Here is a 15,955-nt window from a genome sequence, read left to right as displayed (position 1 = left end):
TAACAGCTTATTGTAAGTTAATTATTAAAAATACCTTTTATCACATTAGATTTATGAACATTGTTGAAATTGTGAACACAAAAACCAGTTCAGTTTCTTGCGCAGGCAAAGAAGTACCTTACGATCATCCCAAAGTATATTTGGAGATAGATGCAGAGAATGGTTCTATAGTTTGCCCATATTGCAGCAAGAAATTTGTACTGCAAAATAACTAAGCCTAATCATTTTTTTGTTATTCCCCTAAAGTCCACCTATTTTCATGATAATACTCATCAAGATTAATATTGACTACTAATTAGAAAATACATACACTTATAGTTGTAATTATAAAATTATTACAACTATAAGTTATTGTAGGTGGTCAATATGAAAAATATAAAGGAAGTTTCTGAGCCAATATCGCCTAAACATCAATCACTGGCTAAACTCAAGTCTACAGACACAAATACAGACGACACACAACAATTATCCCCCAAAAAATCAATTGAAGATGTTATCAGCATCAACACAAAAACTGCCGAAGTAATCACCGCCTATAATGGTTTAGGTATTAGTAGTAAAATACCACCAAAAGATATTCATATTCTTTGCAAAATTCCTGTAGCGTTGCAGGAATTACACCAAAATATCAAAGAAAATCCCCGGGATATCAGCAATTATCTGCGTGCAAGCTATTTATATGGAGCTATGGGAGAGCGTACCAAAGCTCAAGGTTACGTAAAGCTAGCCAAACAGATTGATCCTGTGGCTATTAAGAATCCGGAGTTATTAAATCAGTTTCAGATGGAGTGTGTTAATACTCAACATATTTTGAATAGCTCTGAAAGATTGCTGGCCTATAACCCTGATGATGTAAATGCGCATTATGCTCGTGGCTTAGTAAATTATGGCATGACTGGTAGTAATCGGAATTATGCTGAAAGCTATAGTAGTTTCAAGCGAGTAATAACGCTAGATCCGTCATTTACGGCAGCTTATGCGTATCTGGCCAGTACTGCTAAGGCACTTGGTAATAAGGATGAAGCAATAGAATATTATAAGCAAGCAGTATCATTGAGACCAGATGATTTTGAATCATGTCGTGAATTGGTTGAATTATTAGCTGGTACTGAAGAAGAATCTGTGTATCAACAACAGGCAGATGCAGCACAGTTGCAGATGCAACAATTCAATATAGAACAACATATTTCACAGGAACAAGAAAGTAAAAGTAAGAAGGAAGATGTCGTAGCCAAAGCTGATTTAGCTGAACATATGGTAAATCCATATGAGCTGGAGGTAGAGCTGGATTCTTACCGAGAAAGAATTGCTGAGAGGGTGCAGGAACGCCTTGCATTATCAAGTTTTATTTCAGAACAGGATACGCAACTAGTAGAAAATATTACTCAGCGAGTTAAAGCAGAATATCCGGAGCTTGCAGAAGAAACACAAGAACGAATAGGGACGCTTGCATATTTTGCATATCAGCAATATCAACAGCAACCGGAAATTGCACCGCAACCGCAATTGGCAATGACTCAAGTTGCGATGATGGGAGTTGCAACTCTAGAGCTTGGCACTTACTTGATCAATTCAGCAATCACGGCAGCAGCGGCCTGGCAGCTGAGTGGTGGCGTTGAGCTGGACAAAATTGCTGCGGTTTTTCTTTCCTCAAATGAAAATGAGCATTATAATCAGATAATCCTAGAAAGGCGCAAACTTGAGCAGAACCAACCTCCTCAGGTAAGTAAGTTCAAGGATTCCACTATCTCCGGTATGCCTGATCCTGAGGATGAAGAACATAAGGTTGGGGAGAGAAAATTTAATTGTGAAAAAGCTGAAAGCCCAGTCTGGAGAGAGTTGCAGAATTATAAGAAAGGATATAGAACTAATAACCTTGGTGGTAAATATAGAGAATATTATAAATGGGATCATACGCATAATGATATAGAAGTGTTTGACCATAATTATTATCATAAAGGATCATTAGAGCCTAGAACTGGAGAATTATATAAAGAGGCTGTTAAAGGGAGGAGAGCTTGGGATTTAATGAACTAAAAACAAATTACTGTTGTGATGAATTGCAGTTTCACATTAAGGAGAGAGAGAGAATAATTATTTATATTCCTATAACTCGTTCTTATTTGATAAAAGTAAGTGATCACGTAGGTCAGGAAATAAAATTCTGTCCTTGGTGTGGTAATAAGCTACCAAAAGACTTAACTACTATAAGAGCAAGTATCATATTTGATGAATTGCATCTTGATGATTATGACGACCAACGTTTACCATCAGAATTCAAGACTGATGAATGGTGGAAGAAGCGTGGATTGTAACACAACTGTAATGTATAATTTTTACTAGCCTATTATGTAAAATACTAGCAACAGTAATCCAGATTTTTACTTTCTTCTGGGTTGTCTCGTTGCATATTTTGCATATCAGCAGTATCAGCCGCGGCCGGAAATTGCACCGCAACCGCAATTAGCAATGACACAAGTTGTAATGATGGGAGTTGCAACTCTGGAGCTTGGCACTTACTTGATCAATTCAGCAATCACGGCAGCAGCGGCCTGGTAGCTGAGTGGTGGCGTTGAGCTGAATAAAGTTGCTGCGGTTTTTCTTTCCTCAAATGAAAATGAGCATTATAATCAGATAATCCTAGAAAGGCGCAAACTTGAGCAGAACCAACTTCCTCAGGTAAGTAAGTTCAAGGATTCCACTATCTCCGGTATGCCTGATCCGGACGATGAAGAACATAAGGTTGATCAAGAATCATTTAACCCAAGTAAGGAAGGAAATTTTGATAAAGTTGCAAGAGATAGTAGATATGGTAAGCTTTACCGAGACGTAAAGACTGTTGTTCTAATATGGATTATTATTCTACTTCTCCTAGGGAAGAACATGAGTTAGTAAGATATCACTCTGAAACAAGGAATTATCATTTTATCTTACATGGTAATAATCTTGGTATGGAACAAGAAATGTATTATTGCTCATGGTGTGGGGCTAAATTGCCAAAATCTTTATCAGAAGAATGGTGTAAAGTTATAAAAGAAAACTTTGGTCTAGATGATGTGTTTGCTCAGGAATGGGCAGAGTTACCAAAAGAATTCAAAACCGAAGAATGGTGGAAGAAGCGTGGGTTGTGAGTACAACTTAATTATAGTAAGAGCAATCTTAATTAGCTGGTTATCCCGAACTTGTTTCGGGATCTTAGAAGTTCTGATGAGATCCCGAAACAAGTTCGGGATGACCCTTTGTGTTCGGGACTTGTAAATAATTGTTGAGATCTGTGGATAATCTCATAAGATGCTGCTTGAAACAATCACGAAGTGAAATAAATTCAGCATGACTTTAATATATAAAAACGAGGATAGGCAGCAAGCAGTCCGGCAAAGTTATGCTGACTACTCTAATACTAAACTCAATAGTAGGTCTACGAGAACCGAAATAATTATTGACGAATTTAATAAAACTCTATACTATGCAGATCTAGCCACATATTAGAAAAGGTTAGGCCTAATGGCATTATGTTATAGAAATTCTTTTCGTTCATTTTTTGCTAATTTTCAAAATTATTCCTTAATATATCTAAAATTCAATAAATTTTTTTCTAAAATTTCAGTAGAATTTCAAAATAAACCTACAAAATTCATCAATTATATTTGGCCAATTAATTCTGCTGAATTACCAAAATTTTTATGCATAACCTTATTGATGTTCTGTATTTTATGCATCCAGAATCTAATTCGAGCTTTAAAAGATAGTATAGTCAATACCATGATTGGTCCAGAAACCATTTCATTTCTAAAATTCTGGGGGGTGATGCCGGCTGCATTCTGCTTTACTATAATTTATGTCAAATTAGTAAGTAGTGTTAAAAGTGAATATATTTTTTATCTGATAATATCCTTATTCTTGACATTTTTTGCTTTATTTGCCTTCTATATTTTTCCAAATCATCAATTACTGCATTTAAGCACCGATCATGCTCAGCAATTAATCAGTAACTATCCTAATTTTAAGTGGTTTATATTGTTATTATCAAATTGGAGTTTTTCATTATTTTATATCATTGCTGAATTATGGCCTAATGTGGTCTTTGCATTATTATTTTGGCAATTCGTTAATACTATCACTAACGTTGAAGAATCGACAAGATTTTACCCATTATTTGGTTTACTTGGTCAAACTGGACTATATGTTTCCGGACAATTTTTATCTAATTTAGCGAATATTAACCAATATTTTGCACTACAGTTTAATTTATTACTATTATCAGATCATGTTTTATCAATACAGATAATATTAATTACCGTACTGATCTTAGGAATCATCGCATTATTTATATTCTGGTTACTGAACCACAAAATATTGGAAGCCTCTGCTGTTGAGCAATTAAAGTTTAAGGCTGGTAAGATTCAGGTGGGATTAAGAGAAAGTTTAAGAATGGTATTATCTTCACGATATATAATGCTAATTACCATTTTACTGGTTTGTTATGGATTAGCAATTAATTTGGTAGAAGGACCATGGAAAGCAACAGCATCCAAGGTTTACACTACACCCACAGAATTTGCCAGTTTTGTTGGTGGTTACCTGAAATATACCGGTATTTTTACTGTGGGCTTTGTAATTCTGGGATCAAGTATAGTCAGAACCTTAGGCTGGTATACTGCTGCCATTATTACCCCAATAATGGTTTTGGTTACTGGTTTGTTATTTTTTACTATTGCTAATTTTCAAGTTGCAGCAACGTTAATAGTAGCTACTTTTGTTTTCACTGATCCTGCAATTATGGCGGTAACTATCGGTGCTATCCAGAATGTTCTCAGTAAATCCAGTAAATATACTTTATTTGATTCAACTAAAGAAATGTCTTATGTGCCTCTGGATGATGATTTAAAAACCAAAGGTAAAGCAGCAGCTGATGTTATTGGTACTAAAATTGGTAAATCGGCTAGTGCGTTACTGCAGTCATTAATTTTTATGATTCTGCCAACAGCCAGTTATCAATCAATTTCTATTTATTTAATGATGATCTTTACCATGGTCTGTATTTTATGGATCTGGGGAGTAGGGGAGTTGGATAAAGAATATAGGATCGCAATAAAAAAAAAGTAAATAAAATTTAATATTTTTGTTGCATTATTTATATTATTATATTATATTATATTATGTTATATAAATACAAGATAAGCCACCTATCGGTGGCAGCTTAGCTTTTTACATCTCTTGCCAACTTCTGTTATCAAAGGTAATATGCAAGTCATTACAAATAATCAGAGTAAAAGATGGAAATAATCGGTAAAGGAATCTCTATAAAACATATTTTTCTTGATCGGGGTAATTGGCGTCGATTTCACTGAAAAATATAGCGAGCTGAGGTATGGTATTATCTTTAACGTTACTAAAGTTATATTGTGCGGAACGAAATATTTAGGATTTAAGAGTTATAGCTGCCCTACATGTGATCACGGTAAATCAGTAGTATTTAGTTGTAAAGGTAGATTTTGTTCTCGTTGCGGTAAGAAGCAAACAGATCAATGGATAAGTAAAGCTACCAATGTTCTACCAAAGACACGTTGGCAGCACATTACATTTACAATGCCCGACTCATTATGGCCAATATTTTGGCTTAATCGCAATCTGTTTGGATTAATTTCTGCTGTTGCCGCCGGAATTATTAAGGAAATAGCAACAAAGAAAAAGATTGTAGTCGCTATATTTACTGCCCTGCACACCTTCGGTAGAGATTTAAAACGTAATGTTCATATCCATTTATCGGTTACTTGCGGCGGTATAGATAGCAAGGGTAATTGGCGTAAATTATTTTTCCCTGCCGAGCCTATTAAAAAAATGTGGAGACATAGAATTCTTGAGTTATTTCGCTCAGAATACGCCTCAAGTAATTTGAAATTACCGTCGAAATATCAAAATGATGGCGATTTTAACAACTGGATGATCGGCCTATATGAAATCAGTTGGTATGTTTATTTGCAAAAACCATCAGACGATCATAAACGCAACATAAACTATTTAGGGCGATATATAAAACGACCTCCTATTTCTGAGGCAAGAATAGAGGAATATGATGGACTGCAAGTAACGTTTAGATTTCTTGACCACTACAATAACACGATTGATCACGTCACAATGCCTGTACTGCAGTTTATATCTAGCCTGATTATGCACATACCCGATCGTTATTTTCGAATAATAAGGTACTACGGCTTTTTATCTAACAGAACTAGAGGAATACAACTACCTATTGTATATAAGGCGATAAACCAAATTATACCTAAGAAAATCAAGTCATTGAACTGGAGATTAATGATTTGGTTAAACTTTAAAAAAGATCCGTTATCTTGTCCAAACTGTAATCAATTTATGAGCCTGAGACAGGTTTATTACGGTTTATCTCCACCCTTGTTATTAGTGAAGATCAATGAATTATTGTGAACGCCTCGGTGATATTCATATGGTGAACCGTTGCTTCACGCCACGTTAATATAATTTTAAAAAATTGGCCTATTTTGAGATAGATTTTAAGAGAAGATTTTTATACAAGTGTCAATAATTTCTAATATCACAATTTAACAACCAAATTTTTAAAGAAAATTTTAAAATTTTCAAAAAAATATTTTTGGTAAAATTTTTGAAATTCCTATACTAAAACATACTACTCTAAAGTCAAAGAAAACCAACTTGCAAAAACATAATCTAGAACTGCAACAGCAGGAAATAGAGCAACGCAGGGAAGCAGCAATAGAGCAAAAAAATTTAGAATATCTAGAACACATAATAAAAAATCCTCAGGATCTATTTTATACATTGTGCGCTAACCCAGATGTTCATTATATGCCTATGTTTGTACCATTGGCTGCTAAATATAATTTGCTGGATAAACTGTTAACATCAGAAGTATTAACGATTCCAATGATTGTTAATTCTTTTGACTTAAATGACTTATGTTGCATAATAGATTATGTGTGCGATAGCTCTAACCCTAAAGCATTATTAGGTAATTTATTTGAAATAGAAGGCTTTAAACTAAAATTAGCAGAATATGTGGATGATGAACAAATTATTAAACGTTTGTCGTATGCTATAGAATATCCCGAAGTAGCATCAGCTGTTTTAAATTTGCAAAATATCAACATCAACCTGTTAACATCAGCGTTTGCAGTGTTGGTTAAAAATCAAGGTATTGACGGCAATGTATTTGACTATTTTGACTTTGCCAATCTGCAGCATAAAGAAGCATTTGAAAGCATGATATTTGGAAGCGATATTTCTAAAAAACTTAAATCATGGTTATTAAATAAAGCTTTGGAGAAAGGATATGATTTTAGCTACATTGGGGTTCTAAGCACAAATCCCCGCCGATAAACCAACTACTCTCTACACCCTTTGAGATATAGAGTTTCAGGCTGTTTTCAAGCCCCCGCTCTGATCATTTAAAGTTCCGTCTTTTAAATGTCTTTTGTTAATATAAGTGTTGAGTGAGATATGATTCTTGTAACCAAAGAATTTTGCTATTTTTCTTATTGAAAGTCCAAGTTTTAAGAGTTCTATAATTTTGCTGGCATCTTTGTCAAACTTACTTTTTTGTAGAGTTCCAATTGGCTTACCTAGTATTTGTCCTTGAGACTTTTTGAGTGCAAGGGCATCTTTGGTACGTAAGCTAATCAGATCGCGTTCAAGATCCGAAAATAATGCAAACAAGGTAATTGTAACTTTGGAATTCATATCCTGCTTGCTGATATCAAGGTTTTGTTTAAGTATTACCACCCTGACATTTCTTGCAACTAGCGCATTGACCAGTTCTATAACTTCAGGAGTACTTCTACCAAGTCTACTAAGCTCTGTTACAATCAACATATCAGAACTAGAGAGTCTTTCTAAGACGTCTTCGATTCTCCTCTGTTTAGGAGTTTTTCTAGAAGACATTTGAATCTCAACAAACTCATTTATTTTTAAATTATTTTTTTGTGCATATTCCAATATTGCAAGTTTTTGATTATTTAATTCCTGTTTATCTGTTGAGGTACGAATATAAGCAATAATTTTGGTCATTTTTTAGCCCGTTAAGTTTTAACTCTAGTATTAGAAGAAAACTATACATAGTATATATACTATATAACATATAACGCACCTACAAAACAGCATTCTCTTAACGGTCGATTTATCCTATACAAAAAGTTATAATTTTATGGTTACAGGTTATAAACGTATCAAAATTTTAAGCGAAGCTGAAATCAATGATCTTTATTCTTTGCCAAAATTTACATTAGAAGAAAAGATTGTTTTCTTTACTTTAAATAAGAAAGAGAGACAGTTTGTTGAAAAAATTCCTGATATTTCTTCTAAAGTTTATGCAATATTACAACTTGGCTATTTTAAAGCCAAAGGTCGGTTATTTTCTTTTAATTACGAAGATGTCCAACAAGACTTAGATTATGTATTGACTCAGTATTTTACTATCCAAAATAAACACAAAAGTATATTGCTGAAGGCAAAAAAAGAGGAAACTAATAAGAAGATTCTTGCTTTACTAAATTTTAGAGATTTCAACGATAAGGCACACAAAGAGCTTGTAGAACAAGCTCTACTTTTAGCTCGTATTCATGCAAATCATCTAGATATTTTTAGGGAACTATTGTCTCAGATTCAGATAAGACAAATCACATTGCCAAGTTATACTATATTACAGGGCATCATAAGTTTAGCAATCAGCATCGAATTTAAACGTATAGACAATATCCTTACGAGTAATATATCTCAAGCCTTTGAGACCTTTTTGTCAAATATGACTCAATCAGGTTCTACAGTAAATTTATCAATACTCAAGATAGAACCAAAGAATTTTAAATATTTAGAGCTCAAAGCAGAATGTGCTAAGTCTCTTACGTATTCAGAATATTATAAACTATCTAAACAGCTAATAGATAAACTTGAAATATCACCTAAATGCATTAGGTACTATGCTGGTATTGCAGATGAATACAATATTTACAGATTAGAAAAACTTAGCAGGCCTCTTATAAAACTATGTTTGCTATGTTACATTAATCAGAGATACAAAGAAATCATCAATAATTTAATTACCAGTTTTATCTATTATAATAACAACTTCATTCAAGAAGCCAATGAATACGCTAATCAGCAGCTCGTACTCCATACAATCCATTATAACAATAATTTACCAAAAGTAAGTAGCTTATTAAGATTTATGGGAGAAGATGCAGAGCAAATAGACCATACAAATTTTTGGAAATCTGCGTACAATATTCTTCCTAAAACTCAGTATCTACCAACAGCTGACTATATTGCGGGACAATCCTTTGACTTTGAGTCTGCTAAATGGGAATTCTATGTTAATAAGGCTAAGCGTATCAAGGGCAACCTCCGTATGCTATTCAGATCGATAGAGTTTTGTAGCATTAAAAAGGATGATGATTTAATGCAAGCCATATCATTCTTGAAGGATGTGTTTGATAAAGACTTGCCCTTGAGCAAAGTAGCTACAGATAAATTTCCTGATAAATTTATCCCAAAAAATATCAGAAAGTATCTACATATTGCAAAAAATGATAGTACTGCTAAATCTGAAAGTACAAAGCAAGCAAGAACAAACTCAGACAAAGCTACCAAGATCAATGCTTATCATCCTGATAAATATGAGTTTTATCTATATCAATCTATTGCGAAAGAAATTGATAAAGGAAATATTTTTTGTAACGAAAGTATCAAATACAAAAGCCTGAGTGCAGATCTTGTCTCTGATAAGGTATGGCAAAATAAAGACGAACTCCTACAAAAACTGAACTATCCTAATATCGCAGTCAACATAGAACAAAGACTTAATGAGTTAGAGGTAAAACTTCATACAAAAATTCTAGAAGTGAATAGAAAAATTGCCAGTAAAGAAAACAGTCACATTAAAATAAAAGAGAGCAAGACTAAAGATGACAAAGTTGATAAGGATGGGAAAACACAGCACAAATGGCATTTAATCAACCCTACTATAGAGGAGAAAGATGACAATTTCTTTGCTGGAGTGCCAAATATCAATATCAGCGAATTACTATATTTTATCAACGAACAAACCAACTTCTGTGAAGCTTTTGATCATATTAAACCACGTTATTCTAAGCAAAAAGCTGATTACGAAGGAATCATTGCATGCATTGTAGCAAACGGGTTTAGCTTTGGTACTTATCGCATGTCGCGAAGTTGTGATATAAGCTATAGCACTCTGAGTAATATAGAAAAAAACTTTTTGAGCCTAGAGAATTTACGAGAAGCTAACGATATTATCAGTAACAAAATAGCAAGTCTGAAGGTTTTTAATTCGTGGAACATTTTACCAGATAAGTTACTGGCTGCAGTAGATGGTCAAAAGTTTGAAACAAGGCTAGATACTATGCAAGCTAGATACTCTCCAAAATATTTTGGCTTAAAAAAAGGTATTGTCCCATTTAGTATGGTACTCAACCATGTACCGATCAATTGCAAGATTATTGGCGCCAATGAACATGAGAGCCATTATACCTACGACATTATATATAATAATACTTCTGACGTTGATCCAGACGCTGTATCTGGAGACATGCATTCAATCAACAGAGTCAATTTTGCTGCGCTTGATTCCATAAGCAAATTATTTATGCCAAATTTTTCTGATCCGGAAGAACAAGTCAAAAGTCTCAGGAGCATGAAACCTTTGGTCCTTTATAAAGACTGCTTTATCAAACCTACTAAACTCGCCAATAGAAAACTTATCACAGAGGAATGGGAAAATATTCAAAGAATTTTTGTATCACTCGCTACCCAAGAGTCAACACAAGCTACAATCATAAGTAAGTTGTCATCTCATAAAAGATATAGCAGAATTAAAACAGCTCTTTGGGAATATGATTCAATACTGAAAAGCATCTATTTACTGGATTTCATAGATGATGATATTTTACGTAGTCAAATTCGTAAAGCTTTAAACAGGGTTGAGTCTTACCACCAGCTACGTAGAGCTATAGCAAAAGTGCATAGTGGAAAGTTCAGAGGACAGACCATTTTAGAGAACGAGGTCTGGAATCAATGCTCTAGATTACTAGCAAACTCTATAATATTATACAATGCAATTATACTAGATAAACTACTTGCAGAGTGCATTGCACAAGGAAATATAGAAGGAATAAACTATTTAAACAGCATATCACCAGTAAGGTGGGAACACATAAACTTTATTGGCAAATATGTATTCCTACAAGGAAAAAGTACAATAAATATTGAGGATATAATTGCACAGTTACAAAAGAACCTAAAAACAACCTTATACACCTAGAGATATAAAGTATACAGGGCATTTTGGTTTATTGGCGGGGATTTGTGCTTCGGACGCCACATTGATGCACCCAAGATTGAGTATAGGAATGCTGATATTAGCCCTTCTATTGAAAAAGTTATTAATAATATCCACACAAAATTTGAACATCAAGGACAGCTTATTGAGAACATCGTTACTAGGTTGCAGAAATTCTTGGGTCAGAATAAGCTTATTACAGAAATTATAGAATATGGATTAGGTAAGCACCAAATATACATAGGAACAAATGATATCCCTGGAGTGGGTATTGACACGGCTGGAGTAACTAGTCGAAATGATTATTTTATAACAATTAAGCGTGCTGACGAACTTGCATCTTCAATGACGCTGATTTACCTTTTTGCGTAATGATGCACGAAGCTACTCATGCAGCGTGTGGCGAATTCTTTGATAATAGTTTTAAGCCTTATTCTAAAATTATTAACGGTAAAAAAGAAAAAGAATTTGCTAAACACATTGATAGACTTGTAGCAAATAAAGCTATAATAGACACGTACAAATTGACTAACTGGAGCGAGGGGCAGGTCACACGATGATGAAATATATGTAAAAGAATTTATAGCTAATTTTATTCAAAGTTATTGTTTCTCTTCTTTAACTATGCCAAAAATACAGAGTTTTCAAGGTTATGTAAAAAATGTTTTATTACCGATTCTTCAAAACCATCAAACTAATCCAATTGACCAAATTACATGTAAATCGTTACTACAGTTTGCTGGTTATTTAGATGATTCCAATGGTTTTCTTAAGAATGCTCACCACAACATGAGCTTAATTAATGAACTGAATGAATCAGCAGCAATATTCTTTAGCTCAGATAACAGCGATGCAAATGTTGATTATATAGGTGATAGCGGTATTGATTACTGATTAGGAATTAGACTTTTATCGTTATATTGAACAATTTGCTAGATTGATATTTCTGTTTGCTTGAACCAAAGGTGAAGCAATCCAGTTAAAGCGGGATTTTCTTTTCTGGATTGCTTTGCCTTTGGTTCAAGCAAGACGTTACATAAGAAACTATGTTAGTTATACAACAATTTACCACATATTTGAACAATTTGCCAGTATACTATCTTAATGGTGATGGCAATGTGCGCCATGAATATGAGGTGGGTTTAATTTTAGATATTTGATCATTTTCTTTAACAAAAGATCCTGTTTCATTTTCGAAAGATAGTCTAAAAATATCTTGCCATCCAAATAATCAATTTCATGCTGAATTACAGTGGCTAACAAACCTTCGGCCTCTAATGTCTGTGGAATTCCATGATAATCTAGATAGGTCATTTGAATTGCTTTAGGCCGGGTAATTTCGGCAGCAATACCAGGAAAGCTTAGTGACGACTCGTTAAATGTTTGAGTATCAGTGCTACGCCAATTGATTTCTGGGTTAACTAATATATAAGGAGTGCGTATACCATTTTCCTGAAGATCAACAACTGCTATCCGCTTAAGTACACCTACCATATTAGCACCTAGGCCAATAGCTCGTTCAGTATACATAGTAGTCAGCATCTGATCAGCCAAAGTTCTGATGTTATCGTCAATAATTGTTATAATTGCCGCTTTCTGTCTAAAAATATCGTTTGGAGCATAAACCAAGTTTAAATATTCCACCATTTTGCTCATCTATATAAATACTAGTAGTAGGTATAAAATATAGCTGCAATTTTTGCAAATCATTTTTGATCCAGTGTTACGGAGTAAGCGATGAGAGGTCACTTTTTATTAAACTGGAAATTTCTTGATTACATTATCATATTCTTTCTGTGCATTACCAATAGATAATTTCGAATATATCTCTAGAGATTGACGACTTTCATGTCCTGAATATGGCTGGATCAAGACATCTTCCACACCTTATTTTTTAAGCCAGGTGAATAAAAAATGTCTTAATTTATGCGGTGATATGCAGTGAGATTGATTCTACAAACGTAAGTTTAGGATAACACATGAATATGTGAAAATATTAATATATATTAGACCTCTTTCGAAACTCATTTACCAAGATCCCAATTATATAAACCAGCAATTAAATTGAACCTAAGACCAAATCTTTTGCGTCTATTTCGATATTTATCAGCAATTATTTTAAAACGCTTTAACATACCTATAACATTTTCATTTAATACTCTGTCACTTGCTAAACTTCTATTATTTTTCTTATCTTCTTTGGTTAAAGCATTCTTTTTACTCTTTTTCTTTGGTAGCTCAGAATTTGTATGAATCTTCTGTAAGCCTTGATAACCAGTATCAGTAATCACTTTAACCTCAGGCAGTATATGGGTTCTTGATTCTTTAAATAATTTAAAATCATGACGCTTACCATTGGAAAAAGAAGTGCATATGACTCGTTTGCTTTTCTTATCTACTACTATTTGAGTCTTTAACGTATGTCTTTTCTTTTTACCTGAGTAATAGTATTTCTGTTTTTTTGGGGTCGCTCTATAGGGCTTTCTGTAGCATCTATTAAAACTAATTCATACTCCATACCGCTTTTAACTAGAGCCTTCTTACCTGGAAGAGCAAAATCCGGATGTTTTATTAGAGTGTCTTCAACAAAACGAATTGTTTTAAATGCACTGCTTTCGCTAACCCCATAATTCTTAGCTATATGAAAATAGGTACGGTATTCCCTTAAATATTCAAGTGTCATTAATAGGCTGTCTTCCATACTAAGACTAGCTCTTCTGCCACCTTGGTACCTCCTATTTATTTGTTTCTCTGTCTTTAAAATCCCTACCATCTTTTCGAATGTACTATTTCTTACCCCAGTTAATCTTCTAAAATGCTCTTCCGATAAAATGCTTAAATTTTTATATCTCATATAGTTCTAAATTAAGTAAATTCGACTTTATAGCATATTTAGTCCAGTTTCGAAAGAGGTCTATTATATCATTAAAATTGTTTTATTTAGAAAAGCACCTTACTACATGACAATTTTTCATTTGGCTTTCTCTGGAGGTTGAAATATTACTCGCAGTAGGTGTATCCAACGTTCTAATTTAGCAAAAATATTATGTAATATGGTAGTTAGTGTATCTAAACCGATACGGAATATACTATTTTGTCTATAACCATGCTTTTTTATAATCACTGGTTTATCTAAAACTATAATCTCACCGGTTTGATAAGCTAGACAAAAAGCAATTGCCATTACTTGCATTAGCGTATCTAGTCGTAAATCATCGGTTATATGGGTTGCTTCACAGTTGAACCCTGCTGACTTAAAAGCTTTAAACATTGTTTCGATTTGCCATCTTTGGGCATATATCTCAACAGGATTTTCTATTTTTTCACTATGGATTAGAACGGCAAGTTCTCCGTTTTTATTTCTTACTCCTACTATATCAAACAGCTCACCTTTTTTACCGATTCTTCGCTGACGTAAGCTCACCTGAGAGCCTATAGCTAAAGGACGGAATAAGTCCCTTATCTTAACCAGTTTTCCTCTTGAGTTACTTATATATTGCCCATTTTCTTTGACGCGAAGAACGTGTTTTATTTGATTATTCTTGAGCCAAGCAAGCCATTTCTTACCTATAAATTCTCGGTCAGCTGTTAGTGCTTCAATTCGGCTTTTATCGAATACCGTTAAAAAGCACTCCATCAGATCAATACGATCAATATAATCAGAGTTACCGCATTTTTTATCACTCAAAAAACTCCAAAAAGGGGTATGGCTATACCATGAAAGCTAGCACCTAAGTACAGAATATTTATATATCGTTTACCAAACTTCCAATTGGTTCTATCTAGACATAACACCCATTTCTCCTGCTTTTCAAGTCCTGTCATAACAACCAACATTAACGGTAATACTTTCCACGATATTGAGATCTCAGATATAAACCTTTGCATCCTTCTATACCATGATGACGCTTTGATCTCAGACGGCATCGCATTGCATAAAATTGCCATATTTACCGTCCTACAGTTAAGCATTGCAATAATAAATATTCCTAAGCACTTTGCTCTTGATAGGTTAAGCGAGATATGTTTTTGTAATAACTCAACTAAAGGAACTGAATGATCTTTCATATGCTGTTTCATTAATTTGCTTTTGATTATCATCATGGATTATTACCAAAATTCAACCCCTTAGTACTCATTTATCTAAAATTGTCATGTAGTAAGGAAAAGCACAATAATAGTCAAATTTTAGATGTGCTAAAATCCATGAATGGATAAATTACAAAAAACGCGTTTAGATTGGATTAAAGTTATATCAAGAAGTAAAAGACGCAGGGATTGTATGTCGCAGATGTGGCATTTCTCGACCTACTTACGCAAATGGTTAAAACGTTATGCAGAAGAAGGTATAACAGGATTAAAAGAGCTTAGTCGCAAGCCTCAAGAAAAGGTATTATCGTAAACAAGCCAAAAGGTATAACTGCAAGCTTCCAGTGGAACGAGTGCAGATGGACGTTTGTAAAATTGTAAGTAGCTTATATCAATATACCGCTATAGATGATTGCACTAGATACAAAGCTAGCTTTATATAAACGACGAACTGCGATAAATACACTTGATTTTCTAGAACAGGTTATGGAACACTACTTCTAGGTTATACAAGAGGTC

At 33.8% G+C, this 15,955-nt stretch carries 18 protein-coding genes and 1 pseudogene; 13 read left to right on the top strand and 6 right to left on the bottom strand.

What is annotated here, in order from left to right; translation table 11 throughout:
- Positions 1-53 precede the first annotated feature (53 nt).
- From R2I74_RS01760 to R2I74_RS01725, 8 genes are all read left to right on the top strand, one after another.
- A complete protein-coding gene (locus R2I74_RS01760; RefSeq protein ID WP_316353405.1) occupies positions 54-215 on the top strand; it encodes a zinc-finger domain-containing protein in 162 nt (53 codons plus the stop codon).
- Positions 216-366: 151 nt separating this feature from the next.
- On the top strand, positions 367-2,037 hold the full coding sequence (locus R2I74_RS01755; RefSeq protein ID WP_316353404.1) for a tetratricopeptide repeat protein: 1,671 nt from the start codon (positions 367-369) through the stop codon (positions 2,035-2,037).
- Positions 2,019-2,315 (top strand): DUF6980 family protein, encoded by a 297-nt coding sequence (locus R2I74_RS01750; protein ID WP_316353402.1) that lies wholly within the window; start codon positions 2,019-2,021, stop codon positions 2,313-2,315. The genes R2I74_RS01755 and R2I74_RS01750 overlap by 19 nt, the downstream gene beginning before the upstream one ends.
- A 397-nt stretch (positions 2,316-2,712) precedes the next feature.
- Entirely contained in the window at positions 2,713-2,892 is a 180-nt protein-coding gene (locus R2I74_RS01745; protein WP_316353400.1) for a hypothetical protein, read from the top strand.
- Positions 2,850-3,131, top strand: coding sequence for a DUF6980 family protein (locus R2I74_RS01740; protein WP_316353398.1), 282 nt, complete (start codon positions 2,850-2,852; stop codon positions 3,129-3,131). Before R2I74_RS01745 ends, R2I74_RS01740 begins: the two co-directional genes overlap by 43 nt.
- Before the next feature lie 373 nt (positions 3,132-3,504).
- Positions 3,505-5,106, top strand: a complete 1,602-nt coding sequence (locus R2I74_RS01735; protein ID WP_316353395.1) for an Npt1/Npt2 family nucleotide transporter — start codon at positions 3,505-3,507, stop codon at positions 5,104-5,106.
- A 213-nt stretch (positions 5,107-5,319) separates the two neighbouring features.
- A complete protein-coding gene (locus tag R2I74_RS01730) occupies positions 5,320-6,444 on the top strand; it encodes an IS91 family transposase (RefSeq protein ID WP_316352999.1) in 1,125 nt (374 codons plus the stop codon).
- Between the two features lie 246 nt (positions 6,445-6,690).
- Entirely contained in the window at positions 6,691-7,374 is a 684-nt protein-coding gene (locus R2I74_RS01725; protein ID WP_316353394.1) for a hypothetical protein, read from the top strand.
- Between the two features lie 36 nt (positions 7,375-7,410).
- Here R2I74_RS01725 and R2I74_RS01720 read toward each other — a convergent pair whose 3' ends face one another.
- On the bottom strand, positions 7,411-8,061 hold the full coding sequence (locus R2I74_RS01720; protein ID WP_316353392.1) for a recombinase family protein: 651 nt from the start codon (positions 8,059-8,061) through the stop codon (positions 7,411-7,413).
- Positions 8,062-8,197: 136 nt separating this feature from the next.
- On the opposite strand from R2I74_RS01720, the gene R2I74_RS01715 reads away from it, so the two are divergent.
- From R2I74_RS01715 to R2I74_RS01700, 4 genes are all read left to right on the top strand, one after another.
- On the top strand, positions 8,198-11,329 hold the full coding sequence (locus R2I74_RS01715) for a Tn3 family transposase (protein WP_316353390.1): 3,132 nt from the start codon (positions 8,198-8,200) through the stop codon (positions 11,327-11,329).
- Between the two features lie 42 nt (positions 11,330-11,371).
- Complete coding sequence (locus R2I74_RS01710; RefSeq protein ID WP_316353388.1) at positions 11,372-11,719, top strand: hypothetical protein; 348 nt, start codon at positions 11,372-11,374, stop codon at positions 11,717-11,719.
- A gap of 2 nt (positions 11,720-11,721) precedes the next feature.
- Complete coding sequence (locus R2I74_RS01705) at positions 11,722-11,907, top strand: hypothetical protein (protein WP_316353386.1); 186 nt, start codon at positions 11,722-11,724, stop codon at positions 11,905-11,907.
- 64 nt (positions 11,908-11,971) lie between these two features.
- Positions 11,972-12,241: a hypothetical protein gene (locus R2I74_RS01700; RefSeq protein ID WP_316353384.1), complete on the top strand. Its 270-nt coding sequence runs from the start codon at positions 11,972-11,974 to the stop codon at positions 12,239-12,241.
- Between the two features lie 207 nt (positions 12,242-12,448).
- Here R2I74_RS01700 and def read toward each other — a convergent pair whose 3' ends face one another.
- From def to R2I74_RS01675, 5 genes are all read right to left on the bottom strand, one after another.
- Positions 12,449-13,003: a peptide deformylase gene (gene def / locus R2I74_RS01695; RefSeq protein WP_394355811.1), complete on the bottom strand. Its 555-nt coding sequence runs from the start codon at positions 13,001-13,003 to the stop codon at positions 12,449-12,451.
- 99 nt (positions 13,004-13,102) lie between these two features.
- On the bottom strand, positions 13,103-13,231 hold the full coding sequence (locus R2I74_RS01690) for a hypothetical protein (RefSeq protein ID WP_316353380.1): 129 nt from the start codon (positions 13,229-13,231) through the stop codon (positions 13,103-13,105).
- Positions 13,232-13,371: 140 nt separating this feature from the next.
- Positions 13,372-14,201, bottom strand: a protein-coding gene (locus R2I74_RS01685) for an IS5 family transposase (protein ID WP_316353078.1) whose coding sequence is annotated in 2 segments (ribosomal slippage) — positions 13,372-13,811 and positions 13,811-14,201 — 831 coding nt in all. Because the reading frame shifts where the segments join, the coding sequence is not laid out codon by codon here.
- A 117-nt stretch (positions 14,202-14,318) separates the two neighbouring features.
- Complete coding sequence (locus R2I74_RS01680; protein ID WP_316353378.1) at positions 14,319-15,035, bottom strand: transposase; 717 nt, start codon at positions 15,033-15,035, stop codon at positions 14,319-14,321.
- Positions 15,032-15,415 (bottom strand): transposase, encoded by a 384-nt coding sequence (locus R2I74_RS01675; RefSeq protein ID WP_458693307.1) that lies wholly within the window; start codon positions 15,413-15,415, stop codon positions 15,032-15,034. Before R2I74_RS01675 ends, R2I74_RS01680 begins: the two co-directional genes overlap by 4 nt.
- 142 nt (positions 15,416-15,557) lie before the next feature.
- Between R2I74_RS01675 and R2I74_RS01670 the strand changes: the two are divergent.
- A pseudogene (locus tag R2I74_RS01670) lies at positions 15,558-15,928 on the top strand (helix-turn-helix domain-containing protein); the annotation flags it as partial.
- Positions 15,929-15,955 lie beyond the last annotated feature (27 nt).

The organism is Candidatus Trichorickettsia mobilis, from assembly GCF_963422225.1.
In the GTDB taxonomy this organism is placed as follows: Bacteria; Pseudomonadota; Alphaproteobacteria; order Rickettsiales; family Rickettsiaceae; genus Trichorickettsia; species Trichorickettsia mobilis_B.
Note: the sequence above shows the minus strand (reverse complement) of the source record. Positions and strands in the feature narration are given on the sequence as shown.